Here is a 21,586-nt window from a genome sequence, read left to right on the forward strand (position 1 = left end):
GTGGTGCCCGTCGCACCTGTGGTACCCGTCGCACCTGTGGTGCCCGTCGCACCTGTGGTGCCCGTCGCACCTGTGGTGCCCGTCGCACCTGTGGTGCCCGTCGCACCTGTGGTACCCGTCGCACCTGTGGTGCCCGTCGCACCTGTGGTGCCCGTCGCACCTGTGGTGCCCGTCGCACCTGTGGTACCCGTCGCACCTGTGGTACCCGTCGCACCTGTGGTACCCGTCGCACCTGTGGTACCCGTCGCACCTGTGGTGCCCGTCGCACCTGTGGTACCCGTCGCACCTGTGGCTCCGGTTACGCCAGTAACGCCTGCCGTGTCATCGCTCCCGGTCCATTCCGAGTTTACAAGCCTATGGGCAGTGACTAATGTTCCTGCGCTATTTTTGCCCCAGAATGACAAGAGGATGTCCTCCGGGGTTGAACCAGTTACGGTAATAATATACTCAAAACTGTCCAGATTAGCATAATAATTACGTGTTACTACTGCGTTTGGCAAAAGAGAAATCTGTTCACTAACGTACAATGAGCGTGTCGCACTCAGGACGTAGCCTTCTATGAGTACTATAGCTGTGGTTAGTGAATTCTCGTTTTCAATCTTGATTGAGACGGTTTGAGTAGGTCTAACGCCATTAACAGGACTGTTATCAATTGGGCCGGTAAGCAAAACAGCCAAATAATCCTCCTCCTTTTTGTACCAAAATACAATAATTATCAAGTCTGCGCTTATGTACGTATATTCCGTGACATCAGTGAAATATTCTTTTACCTTACAGAAGAATTTTATATCAGTATCCGTATTTGTTTGTAAGTTTTGAATGAAGGAGGTTATTTTTCTGTAAAATTTAAAATAAAAGCATTGACATGTTGCCTGTGAGCGACTTTAATTATATAGACCGATTGTTATAATTTTTTGAAGGAAGTGGCTTTCTTTGAGTGAAAAGTCGAATGCCAGAGATCTTATTGTTGGCACAGCAGCGAGACTTTTTTTTTCACAAGGGTATCATGCGACCGGTCTGAATCAGATCATTAAGGAGAGTAACACACCGAAAGGTTCGTTATATCATTATTTTCCTAAGGGGAAAGAAGAGCTGGCTCTCGAATGCATTCAATCAGCCAATGCCCATATCTTGCAAAGGTTTGAGGAAATTTTTGCAGCCCATGAGACGACTGCAGAAGGCATTCGGCAATTCATTTATGAAACAGCGAATGAAGCGGAAGCAAATAGTTATACGGGTTTTTTGCCATTCAGCTTCTGGGCTGCTGTAGAGACTTCCTGTATCAGTCAACAGCTGCGTACGGCTTCACAGAATGTATTTGCGGGGTGGCAGGATATCATTGCAAGGCATCTCATGTTGGACGGTATTGGTGAAGCGAAGGCTCGTGAGACGGCGCTACTGGTTATTTCTCTGATGGAAGGCGCTTTGATCATTACGCTGACGAATCAAGATAAACAGCCAATGCTGACGGCTGCGGATTATTTGTCAGTTGTAGCGAAGAATGTCCAGCAGCATCAATAGGTTGTACCAAGAGAAAGAGAAAAAGAAATCGCAGGATTAGCTTGAGGAGGATGGGATCGTGGAGGCTTCCATGAAGGCTGGTACAGCAAAAGACCAGCAAGAAACACAGCAATATAAGGTATTCCCGATTTTGTTTGCCATGCTACTGAGCGGGTTTATCGGTTTGTTTGGTGAAACGGCTTTGAATGTCGCTTTGACACCACTTATGGGTCTGCTTGAGGTTGGACCTACAACTATTCAATGGTTAACAACAGGATACCTGCTAGTACTTGGTGTTCTGGTTCCTGTTTCCGGATTGTTGCTGCAATGGTTTACGACGAGACAGCTGTTTACAACATCGCTAGTGTTCTCGATTGCAGGAACATTGGTTGCCGCACTGGCACCCAGTTTTGAAATTTTGCTCGTAGCCCGCGTGTTACAAGCGGTGGGAACGGCACTGTTGCTGCCGTTAATGTTTAATACGATACTGGTGATCTTCCCTATTGAAAAACGGGGAGCAGCGATGGGCTTGATTGGTCTGGTTATTATGTTTGCACCAGCAAGTGGCCCGAGTATTTCAGGTCTGATTCTGGCTAACTTGAGCTGGCACTGGATTTTCTGGATTTCCTTGCCGTTCTTCCTGATCTCCTTGGTATGTGGGTTGTTGTTCCTGCCGAACATTTCCAAGTTGACCAAGCCTAAGATTGATGTGTTGTCGATTGTCCTGTCCACACTTGGTTTTGGTGGTATCGTATATGGCTTCAGTAGCGCAGGTGGACATGGTGAATCTGGCGGAGGTTGGACCAGCCCGGTTGTTATTGCCACGCTGGCCATTGGTATCGTCGCATTGCTCTTGTTCAGTATCCGTCAATTGAGTATGAAAGAGCCAGTGATGAATCTAAGAGCGTTCAGATATCCGATGTTTACGACGGGACTGCTTCTGGTCTTCATCTGTATGATGATGATTCTGTCATCCATGCTGATCCTGCCGATGTATTTACAGCAGGGAATGGCTGTTACGCCACTTACTGCCGGACTCGTTTTATTGCCAGGTAGTTTGCTGAATGGATTTTTGTCTCCTGTGATGGGACGATTGTTTGATAAGTTTGGTCCAAGGTGGCTCGTTATCATCGGGATGGCGGTCGTTGCGGTTGTCTTGTTCCTGTACACAGGTATCGAAGCAACAACACCTCTGATCCAGATTATCATGTTACATGTTTTCATGATGATTGGAATCTCAATGGTGATGATGCCTGCGCAGACGAACGGATTGAATCAGTTGCCGCGTGAGTTTTACCCTCACGGTACTGCGATTATGAACACACTTCAACAGGTGTCGGGTGCTATTGGTACAGCTGTAGCGGTAAGTATTTTAAGTGCCGGACAGACGCGGTTCCTGAGCAGTGTGGAAAATCCGCAAAGTCCGGAAAATATCCTTGCAGGATTCACATCAGGTGTACAGAATGCATTTGTCTTTGCGCTTATTCTGGCCCTCGTTGGGTTTGTTATTGCTTTATTTGTAAAAAGAGTGAAGGTTGGCTCGGCTGACAAACAAAAGAGTCCGATGCACTAAAATGAAATGAATCATTTGAAAAGAGCGATGTTCCCTAATGCAAGGGGACATCGCTCTTTTGTTTACTTTCCGGAACAATCTTTTCGGATGATTATTGTTGTTCCGGTGGATTAATTATTTCTTAACAATCTGCAAGATTTCATCAGCTACAATGTCCGGGTGGTATTGATGAATGTAATGCTCCGTGTCTTTGACAGTAACTTGTTTGGATAACGTTGACCAGGATTTGAATTCACTCTGTGTTTTCACCCAATCCGGTTCCGCTTTACCAAAGTAATCTGCGGTCAGAATCGTAAGCGGGAATGGTAAAGGCTGTTTGTGATCAACAACTACTTTGGCATTGGCTTGCATTTCACGTAACTCATCAATCGTGTTAGCATTGCCATAATTCAGAAGCAGCGCCGTTTTATCTACTTTTCTCATATCCTCTGGTACCAACTTTAACTCATTGCGATTGGCATTAGAAGCATCAACGACTGCCGGGACTTGCATACTGAGCCTGAAAAGTCCAGTTTTAATTCGGAATTGAGTTGCGAAACCATCAATGGTGTCTGCCGGGTTATCCTGGTCCGTTGCGTAATGTTCAGGACTTCCACCGTCAATCATGACGATACCTTTCACCAGATCAGGATACTTTTGTGCGAATCGAAGGGTCTCTAATGAGCCAAGGGAGTGAGCAACAAGCACATAAGGAGGTTTTTGCCCAGAGACTTTCAACAATTCATGCAATTCATCAGCTACCGTGTCTACATCCCGTTTCTTATCGGTTCTGTCACTGTATCCATAGCCGAAGCGGTCGTATACGGCAAATTTCGTACTAGGGGCAAGCTTTTCATATAAAGGATAATAGTCCACATAAGGATCAGCTGTCCCCCAACCTGAGGCAAGAACGACTGTCACATCGCCTTTACCGCCTGTATACAGGTGCATTTTATCTCCATGTACATCATACAGTTTGCCCGGGGGTGTGAATGTTTTTTCATCTTGTGAAGAACTGATCTGCTGATAGATCAATCCGGAACTTAGCAGAATAATAATCAGTGAAAGATCGAATATCAGAAATTTAACAAGTCTTTTACGCCATTTTTTGCTCATGGTAGCTCACACTCTCTCTTGTTTTTTTCTATATCATATATGTCCAGTCTTATACGAGTGGAAACAGCATCTTAATTCTAGCTTAACGGCACCGTAGTTCCTATGAATCATACAAAATTGAATATCAACAAGCGATGAATTAAGATAAAATAAGATAGCATTTCTCTACAAGACTAGCCATGGAATATGGAGAACAGAAGGGTGAAATATGACGAAATACGAAAATCAGATTCCAACGACCGCCGGGATGAGCATCAAGTCACTCACAAGTATATTGAGAGATTCCATGCGCAGACATGTAGAACGAAGACCGTCCGGGAATATACCTATGGAACACTATCAAGCTGCTACAACAGAGGGTGTGTCTGAACAGTCACAGGTGACATGGTTTGGACACTCGGCTTTTTTGCTTGAAATCGAAGGTCACAGACTGCTCTTTGACCCCATGTTGGGTGATCGACCGTCACCCGTGTCTTGGGTTGGAACGAAGCGTTTCAACAAAGATCTGCCCATGAAGCCTGAAAACTTTCCTACTTTGGATGCGATTGTAATCTCTCATGATCATTATGATCACCTTGACGCTTCTTCTATTCGAAAATTAAAAAGCAAAACCGATCGTTTTATCGTTCCACTTGGTGTACGCAAACGCTTAATCAAATGGGGAGTGCCAGCGAGCCAGATTACAGAGCATCAATGGGGTGATGAATTCTCCTTCAAGGGTTTAACATTCGCTTGTGCACCTGCTCGTCACTTCTCAGGCAGAGGGTTATTTGATCGGGATTCGACGTTATGGTGCTCATGGGTTATTCTTGGACGGGAAACGAAAGTGTTTTTCAGTGGTGACAGTGGTTACGGTCCGCATTTCAAGGAGATTGGAAGCAAGTATGGACCGTTTGATCTGACCTTGATGGAATGCGGCCAATATGACGAACGCTGGTCAAACATTCATATGATGCCTGAAGAAACGGTGCAAGCCCATCTGGATGTGGGCGGAAATGTATTGATTCCGATTCATTGGGGGGCATTCACACTCGCCTATCATGCCTGGAACGAACCGGCAGAGCGGGTAACTCGCGCCGCACGAACCTTGAATGTATCTGTCGTTACACCAGTTATAGGCGAGACGGTTGCGTTGAATAATGTAACTCATACGACTCGCTCATGGTGGAGAAGAAATCAGGATTAACATTTTTATACAAGCTAGCGTTCGCTCAGTAAATGAGGGGACGCTTTTGTTTTATCTGATCAAAGAAACCGCGGTCCAGATCAACAAAAGACCCATGACGATATTAAAAGGGCGTTCATATTTTAACAGGAACCGTTGAAATAAACGTCCACCCAAAGCCCATGTCAGATTCGCACTGATTCCAATCAAAGTCAGCAGTAGCGAGTACCCGAAGAGTTGATGATGTGACTGAGTATGGGGCAGGACAAACACAGACAGCGCCGTAAGCGCGTATAAGATAACCTTGGGATTGATCAGTTGAAGGCTGAATCCGAACCAAAAGGAATAATGAATCTTCCGGTTGTTCTCCGACTCACTCGCGGCAGACGTGCTCTTCATGATTTTGAAAGCTAAATAGAGCATGTAAATACATCCAAACCCGTTTAAGACTGGGGTGATGGCCGGAATATATTCATATAGAGCAAGGTTGAAATAACTGGATAACATCATGATAAGAAGGCATCCGGCAGCGACTCCACGAATAAAAGGAAACGTGCTCCTGAATCCATGCTCCCTTGCACGGGTCATGGAGATGATATTGTTGGGACCGGGTGTAAAAGAAGAAATCATTGCGTACATTACTAAAGATAAAATATCCATATGCTCTCCTTGTGAGTATGTTGTGTGTTATAATGAACTATGTGGTCGTTATAACGCATGTTTGTTATGATTGTACAATATGTGCTATATAGTGCACAATAGGGTGGAAGGAGAGAGGTGTATTTTTGATGGAAAATATTAATTTGGTTTTGGCTCACAACCTGAAACAAATCAGAGAGCAAAGAAAGCTTAGTCTGGACAAGGTCGCAGATCTGTCAGGCATTAGCAAGACCATGCTTGGTCAGATTGAACGAGGAGAATCCAACCCTTCAATTGCAACGGTGTGGAAGATTGCCAATGGGCTCAAAATATCATTCACTGAATTAATTCATGAAGCGAAGTCGGATACAACCGTTCTCGTGAGAGAGGACATCAAAGTCATGCGAGAAGATGAGGGAAGGATCCGAATCTATCCTCATTTTTCTTTTGAAGAGGGGCGCCGGTTTGAAATGTACATGATGGAGATGGATGAACAGGCTTCGTTGACTGCTGAACCGCATATTGACGGGGCTGAGGAGTTCATTACGCTGTATGAAGGGGAGCTTACGATCAGTGTAGGCGAAGAAGAGTACAAGTTGAGACAGGGAGACTCAATTCGTTTCAAAGCGGATCAACCTCATGGTTATGATAATTCGGGGGCAGGTAGTATCAAACTAAGCATGGTAATTTATTATGACAATTCGAAGTAAACAAGAAATAAGCAGACATAAACAATGGCAGAGGATAGGCAATGGAGATAGACGGCATTGGATTCGAAAGACAGGAAATATGATGCACTCACCGTTGTGAGGCACCATATTTTTTTCTCATAGATGCTGTTGATTGTTCTAGTAAGAAGTTATGGAAAGTCTTGAAACCTTGTGTTTATTTGTTCGTGGAATGTTGTTTGTTTGGCAATTTATCACCGGGCGTACCTTTGCCATTGTTTTTGTTGTGACGTGCTTTCTCAGCATTTTCATTAACCTTTTTCACAAATTCTTGTGTACTTTCCATTCGGGTTCATGCTCCTTTCCAAAACAGGGAATGGGTAATTCAAGCTTAATATAACCAGCCTTAGCTCATTTTATTTGAACAGACACCATGAAACTGGACAGGTGCTGTACTTGTCTCTAAACTAGATACAAGTTGAACTATTCTTTTACACACTTAAGAACGAAGGGACGTTCTGAACAAAACATGCTGCAAAAATTCGGTTTTACCCAATATGAGAGTCAGGTCTATGAAGCGATACTTGCACAGGATGAGCCGCTGGATGCCACAACGATTGTAAACGCCTCGAATGTACCCAAGGCTAAAATTTATGAAGTACTTAATCGAATGATCGATAAAGGGATCGTGCTGACAACGATGGACGGCAAGAAAAAGCTATATATGGCGGTGGATCTGCAAACGGTGATTCACAAAATCAAGCTTGATTTCGAGAAGGATATCGACTCCTTGAAACAATACAAAATCAAGCGAACATTCACGGATGAGCATATTTGGACGTTAAAGGATGAGTCATCTATTGCCTCAAACATCGAGCAGTTGATTGAAGAAGCAGATTCGTCGATCCTTTTTCTGGCCTGGAATGAAAGGATGGAGACGTACCGCAATTTGCTGGAGCAAAAGGAGGAGCAAGGCGTATATGTAGAAGTGCTTGCGGTTGGAGGCATGGAAAGTTCGCTGACTCGCAAATACTCGCTCATTCCGCTTCTTGATGCGCCAGAGCCTTCACAGCTGCTTATTGTAGATGATGCCTATCTGCTGTTCGCTGGATTGGAAAATGAATCGTGGAAAGCGATCAAGACAATGTCCAAACCGATTGTTAAAGCGATGACGGATTATTTCTATCACGATGTGGCTCTGACACAGATCACCAAAAAATACGGGGATCAACTATTGCAGGACGAAGAAATTGAACGTTTGCTTACGAGATTGATCTACTAGAAGACTATTCTTTCGAAGAATAGTCTTTTTTGTTTTAATTCTTTTGTAAATAAGATGATACATACTGAAAATGAATTCGAAATAATCATTGAACTTTTCTTTTTATTGGGTTACTATCGTAGTTGTAACTTGTTAGGGGGATTTTATAAGATGAACAAAAAGGTATATGTTTTAGCCATTGCAGCCTTTGTGGTCGGAACGGTTGAACTGATATTGGGAGGCATATTGGATCTGATTGCAACGGATCTCCATCTGTCTCTGGCGAAAGCCGGATATTTAATTTCCATTTTTTCACTGGTCTATGCGGTATCTGCACCAATACTACTCAATATGACAGCCCGATTTGAGCGTAAAAAGGTATATATGGTTACGTTATTCGTATTTCTGATCAGCAATCTGATCTCGGCGTTTAGTGTGAACTTTTATATGTTAATGGCAGGGCGCATGCTTGGAGCCGCAACAGGTTCGCTAATTTTTGTATTATCCTTGACGCTTGCTTCACGCATCGTTAAACCGGAGTACAAAGGACGTGCGGTGGGTACGATAACGATGGGAGGAAGTGCATCTCTGATTCTCGGCGTACCGATTGGGATCTTTATCGGTAATGCGCTTGGATGGCGCGAAGTATTTATGCTGATTGCGGTTCTTACCGTGCTAGTCATGGTGGCGATTGGCCTTGCGATGGATCGTGTACAACCTGCTCCTGCCGTGAGTTTGAAAAATCAGTTGAAGGCGCTATGGAATCCGAAAATGCTGGCGATTCACATCACTACACTGCTCGTACTGGCCGGGCATTTAACGTTATATGCTTATTTCACCCCGTTTCTGCAGGAAACCATCGGTGCCAGTTCAACGGCAATCACCTTAATCTATATGATGTTTGGACTCGCCGCTGTAGCAGGGGGAGGCATGGGGGGAATGTTGTCCGATCGACTACATCCCGCCAAAGCCATTATTATCGTGTTAGTTCCGTTCATGATCAGTATGGCTGTGATTCCTCTCAGCACGGGACTGCCTTTGATTGCTTTTCTGCTCCTGTTAAGTATCTGGGGTGCTCTAAGTTGGACGGTTACACCCGTACAAAATAGCCTGATTATTAAGACCTCACCTGAGACATCTGAAATTCTGATTAGCACGAACTCAGGTATAGCCCATGCGGGGATCGCACTGGGAACCTATATCGGCGGTCTGGTTATTGATCACTCATCCATTATGAACACCGGATGGGTTGGCTCTATCCTTGTATGTGTTGGACTTGGTTTTGCCGTTCTCGCCATTAGCATGAAAGAAAAACATGCTCATGCGATCGCATGAGTATACAAAGCTTCTTATACATGATATTCAAAACGATATCCAAAACAAAAACGGTGATTCATTCAAGGTGCTTTTTAAACTAAGATTATTGCCTTATTGCAGATCAAATAGAACCTTTGTGTTTCCAGCATTTTGCGGAAGTACAGAGGTTTTTTCGTATGGATTGGCGGTAGGGCTATTATTAATCCAGGAGTTACCATCGGAGATAACGTGGTTATTGCTTCGGGAGCGGTAGTTACGAAAGATGTGCCGGGTAATATGATTGTAGGCGGGAATCCCGCAAGAATCATTAGGGAGATTAATATAGAGTAGCCGGATATGAAAAAAGACCCTTCTCGGCAGAACAGTCAGAATGCCAAGCTTGGAGTTAGACTTTCCTGACATTATGCTGCCGAAAGAAGGGCTTAAGTAGTTTACGTTTTAAAGTTTAAACCTGAGGTTTACGCCTTGAAGCTTAACGCTTCAGGCTATTTCCATTGCTGGCAATAACATCTTTATACCAGTGGAAGGATTTCTTGCGATAACGCTCCAGCGTACCTGAACCATCATCGTGACGGTCTACATAGATGAAGCCGTAACGTTTTTTCAGCTGCGCAGTGGAGGCGCTCACGACATCGATACAACCCCAAGAGGTGTATCCCATAATGTCTACTCCATCTTCCAGCGCTTCACCGACTTGAACGAGATGGTCATTCAAGTACTGAATACGGTAGTCATCTTCAACGGTTTTCTCGCCATTCGGACCCGTGATTAACTCGTCCACTGCGCCAAGACCATTTTCCACGATAAACAGCGGTTTTTGGTAACGATCATAGAACATATTCAGCACATAGCGCAGTCCTTGCGGATCGATCTGCCAGCCCCACTCACTTGCAGGCAAATACGGGTTAGGGATTCCGCCGATCAGATTTCCTTCACCAGCCACTTGTTTGGCAGGATCGGCTGTCTGACAAGTGCTCATGTAATAGCTGAAAGAGATGAAATCCACAGTGTTAAGCAACATCTCCTGATCGCCGTCTTCCATATGAATCTCAATGCCGTTTTCACGGAAGTAACGTTTCATGTATCCAGGGTAACGTCCACGCACATGCATATCACCGAAGAAATAGTTGCTGTGTTCATACTCCATTACCTTGATGACATCATCGGGATTCGGAGTTAGTGGATACGTCGGCATACTTAAAATCATACATCCGATCTGCGCATCAGGGATGATCTCATGACACAGCTTCACGGCAGAGGCACTGGCCACGAGTTCGTGATGGATCGCTTGATACAGATCTTGCTTGCTTAGCTTTTCCTTAGGTGTGTAGATCCCACCGCTCATGAACGGGAATTCAAGGATAGAGTTGATCTCGTTGAAGGTAAGCCAGTACTTTACTTTGTTTTTGTAACGATTAAAAACCGTTGTTGCATAGCGCTCATAAAAGCCGATCATTTTCCGGTTAACCCAGCCATCATACTCTTTGGCAAGGTGCAGAGGGGTCTCATAGTGAGATAACGTGACCAGCGGTTCAATACCGTACTTGCGGCATTCATCAAACAGGTTATCATAAAATTGAAGGCCTTCTTCATTCGGCTCAAGCTCGTCCCCTTTGGGGAAAATGCGAGACCATGCGATAGAAGTACGGAACACTTTGAAACCCATCTCAGCAAACAGCTTCACGTCGTCCTTATAACGGTGGTACATGTCGATACCGATCAGTTTCATATTGTCTTCCGTTGGCTCTTCCGTAATCGAACCCATGACACCTCGGGGAGCTACGTCTTGTGTGGACAAACCTTTGCCGCCTAGATTGTATGCACCTTCAGCCTGGTTTGCCGCAATGGCACCGCCCCACAGAAAGTTTTCAGGAAATGAATACGTGTGATTCGAAGATTTACTCATATAGATCGCTCCATTCATTTAATTCATGGTGAACGTGTTGCGTTCACCGTATTTCTCTCCAAAAAAGCTTACACGTTGTAACGGGTTACACGTCAAGTTTTACTTTTGCAGCGCAGATGAGGCATACTAGATTTGGCGTTTATTCGCAGGAAAGGAGCATCGGGATGTCCAAATTTGATGAAATTATGAAACGTTCCGGTTATTCGAGGGCTACGGTATCCCGGGTCATTAACCGTTCTCCGCACGTTAGTGATGAAGCAAGAAGCATTATTACCGAAATTATGAATGAGCTGGACTACATACCGAACCGAAATGCAATTTCGTTGTCTACAGGGCAGACGAAGCAGATCGGGATTGTCACTGCAATGATTGATGAACTGAGTTTGACCTTTATCAACCAATTTATGGATACCGCGATGGACTATGGATTTCAGACGATTGTATACATGTCACGCAGTGATAAACAAATTGAGCTGCAGGCATTCGAGGATTTACGAAGTAAACGCGTGGATGGTTTATTAATCGTGACTTGTGTGAATGATCCGGCCGAATTGAAAACATATATGCAATATGGACCGATAGTGTCCTGGCAACGTATGGGGAACGACGAGATTCCTTCGATTGCAATGGATCAGGCTCAAGGGTATAGACTGGCGCTGGAGCATCTCGTTTCGAAAGGGTACACACGTATTGCGAATGTGTTTGGCCGTAGTAACAGTCTGAATACGAAAAGCCGCCGCGAAGCGTATGAGACATTCATGACGAGCCAAGGGCTTCCCGTATGGCGTGAGGCATATCAATATTCCGTATTCACTTCATCAGACGGGGAAACAGCCTTGCGACGTATAGTTGAGGGAGGCGAACTACCGCAAGCGGTGCTGTGTTCCAACGATTATGCGGCAATAGGCATCATGAGTGAAGCTCGCAGACGGAACATACAGGTTCCAGATCAGCTCGCCATTATCGGATTTGATGATATTGAATTGTCACGTGTGCTCGAGCTGACAACGATCCATAATCCAATTGCGGAGCAAGCGAAACAGGCTTTTTATCATTTGTGGAGAGTGCTGGGGAACGAGGAACATAAGGCGATATCACTGGCATACCGTTTGATTGAACGAGCAACGACTTGAGCGTGAGCGAAACGGATGATATTGATTTCTTATGTTATGTTTTGACCTATGATTGATGCCTACTGAATGGAATTAACGTTCTTACAGCGTGAAACAGATCGATTCTATTCAACAATTATTCAAATTTAAAGTAAATCTGAATCGGATTGATGTTTTATAATACGGGGAAGGAGCTTACATACGTTGTGTGAGAATCGAATACAGCGTTGTAACGCGTCATGTTACAAGTTACATATTTCACAAACGATTTCGCGGAAAGGTGAGAGCACACGGAATGAACACGGTCACAGGTCGCTTCAGAATTGCAGGTATTTGGGAGGGGATATCCCTTCTGCTACTCGTATTTATCGCCATGCCCCTCAAATATTTTGCGGATATCTCTTCAGCTGTAGCCATACTGGGGATGATTCATGGTATTTTATTTCCTCTATATCTCATTGCACTGGTACATCTAGGCTTGGTCAAAAAGTGGAAGATATCACTTTGGATTATGGGCCTATTCGCGGGTCTGCTCCCTTTTGGAACATTTGTGTTTGAGTCTTATCTCAGAAAAAGAGATTGGCAGTAACAAACAACACATAGTATATGGTGCACATTGCAAGGTAACGCGAACGAACAACCTCCTGAACAGAAAACAGGAGGTTGTTTGTGTATAAGCTTTTGCACATTTAGAATTCTGTCAGTTATGTATACCCTGATGTCCAGCATGGAACGATGAATCGTTATCTTGGTTTAACGGTCCCGGTTTGCCGATCAGATAACACGCTATACCCGTTGTCTGTTGGTGCCGCGGAAGCAAAAGCAGAGAACGAGGAGACAACAAACAGGGCAGCAAGGAGCAGGAGTGTCTTCTTCGTCATATACGAACCTCCTTTTTCAGAAATATGTCACAAATCCATTTTAATCCAAAATTGAAACTTGTGGGAATGTTTTTTTTGGAGTTGAACTATATTTTGAAATTTAAGTGGTTACCGTCGTTTGTTTGCGATATTCGGTGGGATTCAATCCGGTGTGTTTCTTGAACTGTCTGGAAAAGTAATACGAATCGCTGAATCCGAGATTGCCTGCGATTTGAGTCATCGTCAGAGATGTGCAGTGAAGCATCTCTTTGGCCTTATCTATTTTTCTACTGGTCAGATAATGAATAGGAGGCATGCCAATATGCTGTTTGAAAAAACGAATGAAATAATTCGGATGCATATGCAGCATCTTAGCCAAATCCTGAACGGACATGTTCTCTTCAATATGTGAATCAATATAGGTGAGCAAGGTGGATAATTTTTCAACAACGGGCACGTTCAAGTAGGTAATCTGGTTCACATCCAAGTTCATGATGTAATAGGAAAGCAGTTCTGTCAGCTTGCTCTTGGCCATCATATGGGCGTAAATTTCATTGGAATTCGCATAGGTTAACACACTGCCAAAGATGTCTTGAAATCGTTCGGGCTGTTCCACGTTCACAACGTGTGGGAATTGGAGAATCTGAAATAGATTGATCCCCCCGACTTTAGCGGAAAAATGACACCAGTATTTAAGAAAAGGTTTGTCACTGATTGCTGAATACGATTGCTTTATTCCTTCCGGCATCAAAAAAAGCTGTCCTGGTTTGGGGTAATATTCCTGATCCCCGATACGGAGCCAGCCCTCTCCCTCGCAAATCCAGTACAATTTGCTATAGTCCGGTGTGTAGTCCAGATCTCTCCAATCCGTGCCGCAGCGGTTGTAATTCACCATGAACAGATCTACTTCCAGATTCGACAAATAGTTGGTCAGCAGTGTTTGATGATCCATGAGCATATCTCCCTGAAGGTTATTATCGTCCATCTAATCGTTAATGTTCTGCATGTGCATCGGAATCCTGCCACACTACAATACAACTGTAGTCAACCAGGAAAGGATGGGGATAGCACATGAACAAACATGAATATTTGCAACATATCGATGCCATTATTGCTAGTGGAAAATTCAAGGATAACTGGACTTCGCTTCGTGAAATCGTCGTTCCTGAGTGGTATCCAAAAGCGAAATTCGGCATTTTCATCCATTGGGGCGTGTATTCGGTTCCTGCTTATGACAGTGAGTGGTACTCCCGTAATATGTACATTCAAGGGTCCAAGGCTTATGAACACCACCTTGAAGTGTATGGGGATCATAAGGAATTTGGATATAAGGATTTCATCCCAATGTTTAAGGCAGAGAACTTTGATGCAGACGAATGGGCGACTCTATTCAAACAAGCAGGTGCAAGATACGTTATGCCAGTAGCCGAGCATCATGACGGTTTTCAGATGTATAAAAGTTCTATCTCTCACTATAACACATATGAAATGGGCCCCAAACGTGATGTGTTAGGTGAGATGAAAGTTGCCTATGAGAAGCAGGGATTGACCTTCTGTGTGTCGTCCCATCGTGCTGAGCACTGGTTTTTCATGTCTCATGGTAAAGAATTTGATTCCGATATCAAGGAACCGTTGCAGTGCGGGGATTTCTATTGGCCCGCCATGCCGGAGCCAGATTTTCAAGACCTGTACGGCTCACCGCCTTCGGATGAATTTCTGGAAGATTGGCTCATTCGATGCTGTGAACTGGTAGATGAGTATCAACCGAGGGTGTTCTATTTTGACTGGTGGATTCATACGGCGGCGTTCAAGCCCTATCTGAAAAAGTTTGCTGCGTATTACTATAATAAAGGCGAGGAATGGGGCATTAGTGTTGCCATCAATTACAAGCATGATGCGTTCATGTTTGGTACAGCAGTTCCCGATGTGGAGCGTGGACAATTCGCGGAACTGAAGCCTTATTTTTGGCAAACGGATACCGCAGTTGCGAGAAATTCCTGGTGTTATACGGAAAATAACCAGTACAAAACGGCTGAAGAGATTATCCGGGATCTCGTGGATATTGTCAGCAAAAATGGTAGTCTTCTGCTCAATATTGGGCCACGCGCAGACGGAACGATTCCAGATGAGGATCGCAATATTCTGCTAAGTATCGGGAAGTGGCTGGAAGTGAACGGAGAGGCGATCTACGAGACCACGTTCTGGCGTACTTATGGTGAAGGGCCTACAGAGGTGAAGGAAGGTCAGTTCACGGACGGGGATACAAAGGTTTTTACAAGTGAGGATATACGCTTTACGGTAAAAGGCAGCAGTCTGTATGCGACGGTAATGGTGTACCCGGATAACGGAATCGTGCACATCCAATCGTTGAAAGAAGGCTCTCCGCATTTTCATGGAATGATTGAGCAGGTTCAGATTCTGGGATATGAGGAACAGCCGAATTGGGAGCGGAATGAAGATTCATTAACGATTACCACTACAAGTGTGCAGAGCCATGTACCTGTTGTATTTAAAATTGATCTGGATTAAGTGTGAAAAGAACCGGCGTAAGAGCTGGTTCTTTTTTTTGTGGATTATGCGCAAATGCGAAAGAGGTATAGGTCGAAGGTGTAGACAATAGATACTCAAAAGCATGATATAGACTTATTTTCTATTTTTTTCAAATAAGGACTTGTGCAGTTCCCACTTTGAAACTATACTATACCAATAAAATCCAATTAAAGCCTAAATTTAACTTTTATATGTAATTGAAGATGTAATCTGTTATTCAACCCGTACGAATCACCCAGATTCACTTACCACTTCATGACAGGCGTTCTACGAACACTTCCGAATATCCTCCACACGAATGCTTATCGACATTCCAGTTACTCTCTTATGACACCCACACTAATTATTGATGATCTCAGTCAGTACAAAGACTTATGTAGAACTATTTTTTCACATTTATTTAACCTATGGACAATTTTTATATGTTTCAGTTCCCTATGTTCCCCTAACCAAACCTGTAAAGGAGGTGAGGCCGTATGTGAAATGAAAAGAAAGTAAGTAAGGTGAAGTAAAGAATGTCTGATGATGCTCACTACACCGCTACAAAATCAACAATTGCATCCATTCACAGAGAAGGGTACTTGTACTAGACCAAATAATAAAGCCGGGTAAAAGGAGTGGAAAAGTTTGATTAAATTAAAACCGTTACGCAAGCCCGTTTCGATGGGGCTCTCGCTTCTCCTTGCATTATCAATGGCACTTCCGGTTTCTGCACAGAACTCATCCTCATCTAAAATCGATATGAAGTCCGGCTTGGCTGAGGTTTCAACGTCTAAAGTGAATGCCAAACTGACTAAAGCCTTTGAAGGCAGCGAATATGTCACCTATCTTGTCAAAATGAAGGAACAGGTGGATACCAAGGCTGTCTCCAAACAAGCGATGGAAAAGGCAACGATTGCCAAAGAAACACCTTCGGCAACCAAGCTGTCTGTACGGAATTCTGTGGTGAGTTCACTTCGTGAAACGGCTTCGCGGACACAATATTCGATCGAAAATTATCTGGAAAAGGAAATTGACCTGGGGAAGGTCAAAGAATATAAAAGTTATTTTATCGTGAATTCACTCGCGGTCACCAGTACCAAAGAAGTCATGGAACAGATTGCGTTGCTGCCAGAGGTAGAGAAAATTCTACCGAACGAAACGCGATATCTGGATAAGGCGGAAGTAAGCAAGCAGCCAGCGAGTGTCTCGCCAGCGAAGGAATCCGTCCAATCACCGGCTAAAGAGCCGGCGGTCAAGGAGAAACCAACAACGAAAGAGTCAGCTTCACAAGGAACTGCAACCAAAGAAGCGGATTCCAAGGTGAAGAAACAGACTGAAAATGTGGAATGGAATATAGACTACATCAATGCGCCTGCAGTCTGGGAGCGAGGCATTGATGGCACAGGCATCGTGGTTGCGAACCTGGACAGTGGCGTGGATTACACGCATCCTGCGCTTCGCAGTAAATGGCGTGGTCTGGACGCTTCGGGCAACGTCGTCGATCCGGAACTAAGCTGGTACGATCCGCATAGCGGAGCCACTCTTCCTGCCGATGCAGACGGACACGGTACTCACACCATGGGAACGATGGTGGGTTCCGAAGCAAACGGCACGAATCAGATCGGCGTTGCACCTGGTGCAAAGTGGATCGGAGTGCGTATTTTTAATCCGGAAACAACGGATGCCATTATTCTGGATGGCGGACAATGGCTTATTGCTCCAGTGGATGCCGAGGGCAATCTGCATCCTGAACTCGCACCGGACGTTGTAAACAATTCATGGGGCGGAGGAGCAGGGCTCGACGAATGGTTTAGACCGATGGTTCAGGCTTGGCGTGATGCTCAGATTTTTCCTGAATTCTCCGCAGGGAATGTACGTTTGGGCAATCCGGGCGGTCCCGGTTCCGTTGCGAACCCGGCCAACTATCCTGAGAGTTTTGCTACAGGAGCAACCGATATTAACGGCAATTTAGGTTCATTCTCATTGCTGGGACCATCCCCGTATAATGAGATCAAACCAGAAGTATCCGCCCCTGGCGTGAACATTCGTTCAGCCGTGCCTGGAGGTACATATGAAGGTGGATGGAACGGCACATCCATGGCAGGTCCGCATACGACTGCGCTCGCTGCATTGTTGCTTCAAGCGAACCACTCCCTTAACGTGGATCAGCTGGAACAGATCATCATGGATACGGCGACACCGCGAACCGATAGCAATTTTCCGGTTACCCCGAACAACGGTTATGGTCACGGAATCATTAACGCACTGGATGCGGTTGGTTCGGTTCTTGAAGGCATCGGCACTGTCTCTGGAAGAGTTGTTACGGCTGGAGATGACCTGGAAGAGCCGGTGCTGGAGCACACGCCAGTAAATACGGCGTTTACGGGTCTGGACATTCCTTTAACGGCACATGTGACAGATAATGTAGCGGTGGTTTCCGTCGAAGCTTTTGCCAGAACCAAAGGCACGAAGCAGTACGTCTATCTGCCAATGAATCGGATTGAAGGAGACAGTAAAGCGGGTACGTATACTGCGACGATTCCGGCTTTCCTGATTGAACCAGAAGGCGTGGAGTATTATATTCGAGTGAATGATTATGGCAACAATGGATTCGAGAGCAAGGTATATAACATTGCTGTGTCTAATGGTGTGAAACCCGGATACTTGCAGGACTTTGAAGCAGATCAGCTTGGTTTTACTACAGGCGGTACAGGAAGCACCTGGGTATGGGGGGCACCTGTGAGCGGACCGAAGGCTGCTTATTCAGGTGACAAAGTTATCGCTACGAATCTGCAAGGCACGTATCTGCCTAACAGCAACGCGTACTTGCTTGCTCCGCCGATCGACCTGACCGAGAGTCCTGAAGGGGCACTGTTAACATTCAAGCATTGGTATGATCTCGAGAATAATCTCGATTTTGGCAAAGTATACATTGCTTCTGAAGATAACGACTATGTATTTGAGGAACTGCTTAGTTATACAGGAACGAGCGGTGGATGGAAAACACAGTACATTGATCTGCGTGATTATGCCGGACAGCAGGTGTTCATCCAGTTTAATCTGACCAGTGATGCTACAGTTCAGAAAGCTGGCTGGTATATCGATGACTTTGCAGTGCAGGAACTGGACGATATTGCTCCACAAACGCCTTCAGCATTGTCCGCAACTTCGGATATTTTAGGTAACGTAACCCTGAACTGGACGGGTTCGGATGACGAGGATCTTGAATCTTATGTGGTCTACCGTTCCGAAACGGCTGGTTCCGGTTATGAGGCTGTCGGCACGGTGAAGAAAACTTCTTATACAGATACGGCTACGGAGTCGAACGCTACGTATTATTACACCGTAGCGGCACTTGATTACAGTGGCAATGAAAGTGAGAAATCGAATGAGGTTTCCATCACGGTAGAGGTGCCGGAAGATATTTATATCGATTCGTTTGACGGAAACGATGATAATGGATGGACACATGCCGGAACCAAGGATGAATGGGAGCGGGGTATCCCGTTGACGGGTCCTTTAAGTGCGGTATCCCCGCCTAATGTGTGGGCAACCGACCTCGACAACACGTATGAAAATGGTTCTAACTATTCGCTGGTATCCCCGGTGATTGATTTGACGGATGTTACTGATGCGACACTTACCTTTAATCACTGGTATGAGATTGAGGGTGGATATGATTTCGGTTATGTCGAAGCAACCAAAGATGGAGGAACAACCTGGACGGAACTCGGCAAATTCTCGCATAATACTAACGGAAAACAGTGGACACCTGTCTTCTATGAACTGAATGCACTGACGGGGAACGAAGTTCAATTCCGCTTCCGGTTAACCTCGGATAACAGTGTGGTGAGAACGGGCTGGTTTATCGATGATTTCCGTGTACTGGGTGTTGCTGCACCAACGGTAACAAAGGATGAAGCCGTTGTGCTTTCAAGTGACAAACCTAAACCGGACTATGATAATCCATGGTACAAAGTCACGCGAACAGACAAAGCAGAATTCAATAAGACGAAACAACAGGAGCCTGCTGTCCTAGAACCGGGAACAGGTTCAGTTCAGCCGCAAAGTCTTCCGGCGAGTGCAACGGTTACCGTGCTTGAAACCGGACGCTCTGTGAAAACAGACTCTTCTACAGGCAAGTACAGCTTCACACATGTTGCAGGAGAGTATACGTTAAAAGCGGAGGCGTACGGTTATTATCCGCAAACGAAAACCGTGACCATCACGGACGGCGGCGGAGCCAAAGCCAATTTCAATCTGGAAACGATCCCTTATGGAGAGATCAAAGGGGTAGTTAAGGATGAACGCTCAGGTCAACCGATAGCGGATGCTTCTGTGCTCGTTGTGGAGGATGCTAAAGTAGCAGAGGTTCGTACAGGAGCAGACGGAAGTTTTACGCTTCAAGTGTTAGAGGGAAGTTACACGTTGTCGGTTCGTGCAGCGGACTATTACAGCAATAAAGTTACGGTGACTGTACCGGGCAACGGTACAGTAGATAGTAATATCGCTTTGAAACCATTTATCGGTTTCCCTGGTGAAATTGCTTATGACGACGGTACAGCAGAGAATGCAAGAGCATTTAATGCAGCTGATAATGCATGGGCCGTTCGAATGACTCCGGAGCTCGAAACAGCTCAAGTCACGGGAGCTTCGTTCCGATTCTGGAATACGGAGTGGCCTGTACCTGGAGGCACGGCTTTCCAATACGCAGTTTATGATGCATCAGGCGCTGGTGGAGCACCAGGCAAAAAGCTTGCAGGACCGTTCAATGGTACGGCACTGCGGAACGATCAGTGGACTTCTGTGGAATTCCCTGAGCCAATTATTGTGACAGGTGATTTCTACATCGTCTATATCCAGAGTTTAGCGGGTACAGCTGCTCCTGGTCTGGCTACCGACGAGGACGGAGATTACGCAGCGCGTAGCTGGCAACGCGTGAGTGGGGCATGGAGCGCATCTCCTGCTGAAGAAGGAAATTACATGATTCGTGCGGTCGTTAAGTATCCGGTAAACGCACCGGTGCTTACATCACCAGCGAATACGTATACCAATCAGTCAACCTTTACAATATCCGGAACATCGCCTGCTTCTGGAGCACAGATCAAGTTTTACAACGGCAAGGATGCTGCAGGAACAACAACCGTAAATAACGGAAAATTCTCACATGGTGTAAAGTTGCGCGCGGGTGTTAATGTAATTACGGCAGAAGCCGTCATTAATGGTAAAACGACAGAACGTTCACTTCCCGTGATTATCATTCTTGACCAGACCAAACCTCAAGTGAACGTTGTCAATCCAGCGGAAGGAAGCCGGATTAATACCGAGGTCGTTCATGTGACAGGCAGTGTGGTCGAACAATTCCTCGACAAAGTCACCGTGAATGGTCAGACCGTGCAGGTCGACAGAGACAGAAAGTTCAGTCATCGTGTACTGGTGAACAAGGGTGAAAACATCATCACAATTGTGGCAACCGATCTTGCTGGAAATAAAACGACAGAAACACGTAAGGTATACGTTGAGACAGAAGTGCCTGAACTTACCGATATCACACCATCCGAAGATGTACGAATTACATCAGGGGAGAGTGTCAACGTTTCATTCAAAAGCAAACCGGGGTTGCAAGCCTCATTCAGAATTCAATTGCCTCTGAATCTGAACGCTGAGGGTACCGGAGAGGTGGCTCTGGTGGAAACAGAACCGGGTGTATACACAGGTTCGTACACAACACCTGCTAATCTTGTGCTTGAAGGTGGAGTCATTGTGATCCGGGCACAGGATGCCGCAGGCAACAAGGCTGAAGCTCAAGCTGCTGGAAAATTGTTTGTCCATGCAGAACAAGGAGAAAACAAAACAGAAGGGCAACCTGCTCCAGAGAAGGGAGCTGAGGCAGGGAGTGACCTGAAATCGGACCCAACCGATACAGGCTCTAATCCCGCTGAAAGTCTTGAACCATAG

The 21,586-nt window shown here is 45.3% G+C and carries 16 protein-coding genes and 2 pseudogenes; 11 read left to right on the forward strand and 7 right to left on the reverse strand.

Going from position 1 to position 21,586, the window contains the following annotated elements; all coding sequences use genetic code 11:
- A pseudogene (locus ABIE27_RS12840) lies at positions 1 to 677 on the reverse strand (collagen-like triple helix repeat-containing protein); the annotation flags it as partial.
- A 256-nt stretch (positions 678 to 933) separates the two neighbouring features.
- Between ABIE27_RS12840 and ABIE27_RS12845 the strand changes: the two are divergent.
- Together ABIE27_RS12845 and ABIE27_RS12850 are read left to right on the forward strand one after the other, a co-directional pair.
- Positions 934 to 1,521, forward strand: a complete 588-nt coding sequence (locus tag ABIE27_RS12845; protein WP_123063625.1) for a TetR/AcrR family transcriptional regulator — start codon at positions 934 to 936, stop codon at positions 1,519 to 1,521.
- Positions 1,522 to 1,591: 70 nt separating this feature from the next.
- Entirely contained in the window at positions 1,592 to 3,073 is a 1,482-nt protein-coding gene (locus tag ABIE27_RS12850) for a DHA2 family efflux MFS transporter permease subunit (protein WP_123063800.1), read from the forward strand.
- Between the two features lie 114 nt (positions 3,074 to 3,187).
- Here the strand turns inward: ABIE27_RS12850 and ABIE27_RS12855 are convergent, their stop codons facing one another.
- Positions 3,188 to 4,168 carry an alpha/beta fold hydrolase gene (locus ABIE27_RS12855; RefSeq protein ID WP_429350649.1) on the reverse strand — a complete coding sequence of 327 codons (981 nt, stop codon included), beginning with the start codon at positions 4,166 to 4,168 and terminating at the stop codon, positions 3,188 to 3,190.
- A gap of 208 nt (positions 4,169 to 4,376) precedes the next feature.
- On the opposite strand from ABIE27_RS12855, the gene ABIE27_RS12860 reads away from it, so the two are divergent.
- Positions 4,377 to 5,354, forward strand: a complete 978-nt coding sequence (locus ABIE27_RS12860) for an MBL fold metallo-hydrolase (RefSeq protein ID WP_429350650.1) — start codon at positions 4,377 to 4,379, stop codon at positions 5,352 to 5,354.
- Between the two features lie 51 nt (positions 5,355 to 5,405).
- On the opposite strand, the gene ABIE27_RS12865 is transcribed toward ABIE27_RS12860, so the two are convergent.
- Positions 5,406 to 5,972, reverse strand: coding sequence for a LysE family transporter (locus tag ABIE27_RS12865; RefSeq protein ID WP_345789259.1), 567 nt, complete (start codon positions 5,970 to 5,972; stop codon positions 5,406 to 5,408).
- A gap of 149 nt (positions 5,973 to 6,121) precedes the next feature.
- Here ABIE27_RS12865 and ABIE27_RS12870 point away from each other — a divergent pair, with 149 nt between their 5' ends.
- Positions 6,122 to 6,682 (forward strand): helix-turn-helix domain-containing protein, encoded by a 561-nt coding sequence (locus tag ABIE27_RS12870; RefSeq protein ID WP_429350651.1) that lies wholly within the window; start codon positions 6,122 to 6,124, stop codon positions 6,680 to 6,682.
- 175 nt (positions 6,683 to 6,857) lie between these two features.
- Here the strand turns inward: ABIE27_RS12870 and ABIE27_RS12875 are convergent, their stop codons facing one another.
- Positions 6,858 to 6,986: a DUF4023 family protein gene (locus tag ABIE27_RS12875; RefSeq protein ID WP_090924048.1), complete on the reverse strand. Its 129-nt coding sequence runs from the start codon at positions 6,984 to 6,986 to the stop codon at positions 6,858 to 6,860.
- Between the two features lie 183 nt (positions 6,987 to 7,169).
- On the opposite strand from ABIE27_RS12875, the gene ABIE27_RS12880 reads away from it, so the two are divergent.
- The 3 genes and pseudogenes from ABIE27_RS12880 to ABIE27_RS12890 all read left to right on the forward strand — a co-directional run.
- Positions 7,170 to 7,922 (forward strand): TrmB family transcriptional regulator, encoded by a 753-nt coding sequence (locus ABIE27_RS12880; RefSeq protein WP_123063619.1) that lies wholly within the window; start codon positions 7,170 to 7,172, stop codon positions 7,920 to 7,922.
- A 150-nt stretch (positions 7,923 to 8,072) separates the two neighbouring features.
- Positions 8,073 to 9,236, forward strand: a complete 1,164-nt coding sequence (locus ABIE27_RS12885; protein ID WP_123063618.1) for an MFS transporter — start codon at positions 8,073 to 8,075, stop codon at positions 9,234 to 9,236.
- A 156-nt stretch (positions 9,237 to 9,392) separates the two neighbouring features.
- Positions 9,393 to 9,548 (forward strand): annotated as a pseudogene (locus tag ABIE27_RS12890) (DapH/DapD/GlmU-related protein); the annotation flags it as partial.
- A 142-nt stretch (positions 9,549 to 9,690) separates the two neighbouring features.
- Here ABIE27_RS12890 and ABIE27_RS12895 read toward each other — a convergent pair.
- Positions 9,691 to 11,124, reverse strand: coding sequence for a glycoside hydrolase family 1 protein (locus ABIE27_RS12895; RefSeq protein ID WP_123063617.1), 1,434 nt, complete (start codon positions 11,122 to 11,124; stop codon positions 9,691 to 9,693).
- A 164-nt stretch (positions 11,125 to 11,288) separates the two neighbouring features.
- Between ABIE27_RS12895 and ABIE27_RS12900 the strand changes: the two genes are divergently transcribed.
- Both ABIE27_RS12900 and ABIE27_RS12905 read left to right on the forward strand, forming a co-directional pair.
- A complete protein-coding gene (locus tag ABIE27_RS12900; RefSeq protein WP_123063616.1) occupies positions 11,289 to 12,257 on the forward strand; it encodes a LacI family DNA-binding transcriptional regulator in 969 nt (322 codons plus the stop codon).
- 274 nt (positions 12,258 to 12,531) lie between these two features.
- Positions 12,532 to 12,825, forward strand: coding sequence for a DUF3817 domain-containing protein (locus tag ABIE27_RS12905; protein WP_123063615.1), 294 nt, complete (start codon positions 12,532 to 12,534; stop codon positions 12,823 to 12,825).
- Between the two features lie 154 nt (positions 12,826 to 12,979).
- On the opposite strand, the gene ABIE27_RS12910 is transcribed toward ABIE27_RS12905, so the two are convergent.
- Together ABIE27_RS12910 and ABIE27_RS12915 are read right to left on the reverse strand one after the other, a co-directional pair.
- Positions 12,980 to 13,117, reverse strand: a complete 138-nt coding sequence (locus tag ABIE27_RS12910) for a hypothetical protein (protein WP_161556881.1) — start codon at positions 13,115 to 13,117, stop codon at positions 12,980 to 12,982.
- A 100-nt stretch (positions 13,118 to 13,217) separates the two neighbouring features.
- Entirely contained in the window at positions 13,218 to 14,048 is an 831-nt protein-coding gene (locus ABIE27_RS12915) for an AraC family transcriptional regulator (protein WP_429350652.1), read from the reverse strand.
- A gap of 119 nt (positions 14,049 to 14,167) precedes the next feature.
- Between ABIE27_RS12915 and ABIE27_RS12920 the strand changes: the two genes are divergently transcribed.
- Together ABIE27_RS12920 and ABIE27_RS12925 are read left to right on the forward strand one after the other, a co-directional pair.
- Entirely contained in the window at positions 14,168 to 15,625 is a 1,458-nt protein-coding gene (locus tag ABIE27_RS12920) for an alpha-L-fucosidase (RefSeq protein ID WP_429350653.1), read from the forward strand.
- A gap of 648 nt (positions 15,626 to 16,273) precedes the next feature.
- Positions 16,274 to 21,586 carry a S8 family serine peptidase gene (locus ABIE27_RS12925; RefSeq protein WP_429350654.1) on the forward strand — a complete coding sequence of 1,771 codons (5,313 nt, stop codon included), beginning with the start codon at positions 16,274 to 16,276 and terminating at the stop codon, positions 21,584 to 21,586.

The organism is Paenibacillus sp. 4624, from assembly GCF_050435065.1.
Classification (GTDB): Bacteria; Bacillota; Bacilli; order Paenibacillales; family Paenibacillaceae; genus Paenibacillus; species Paenibacillus amylolyticus_D.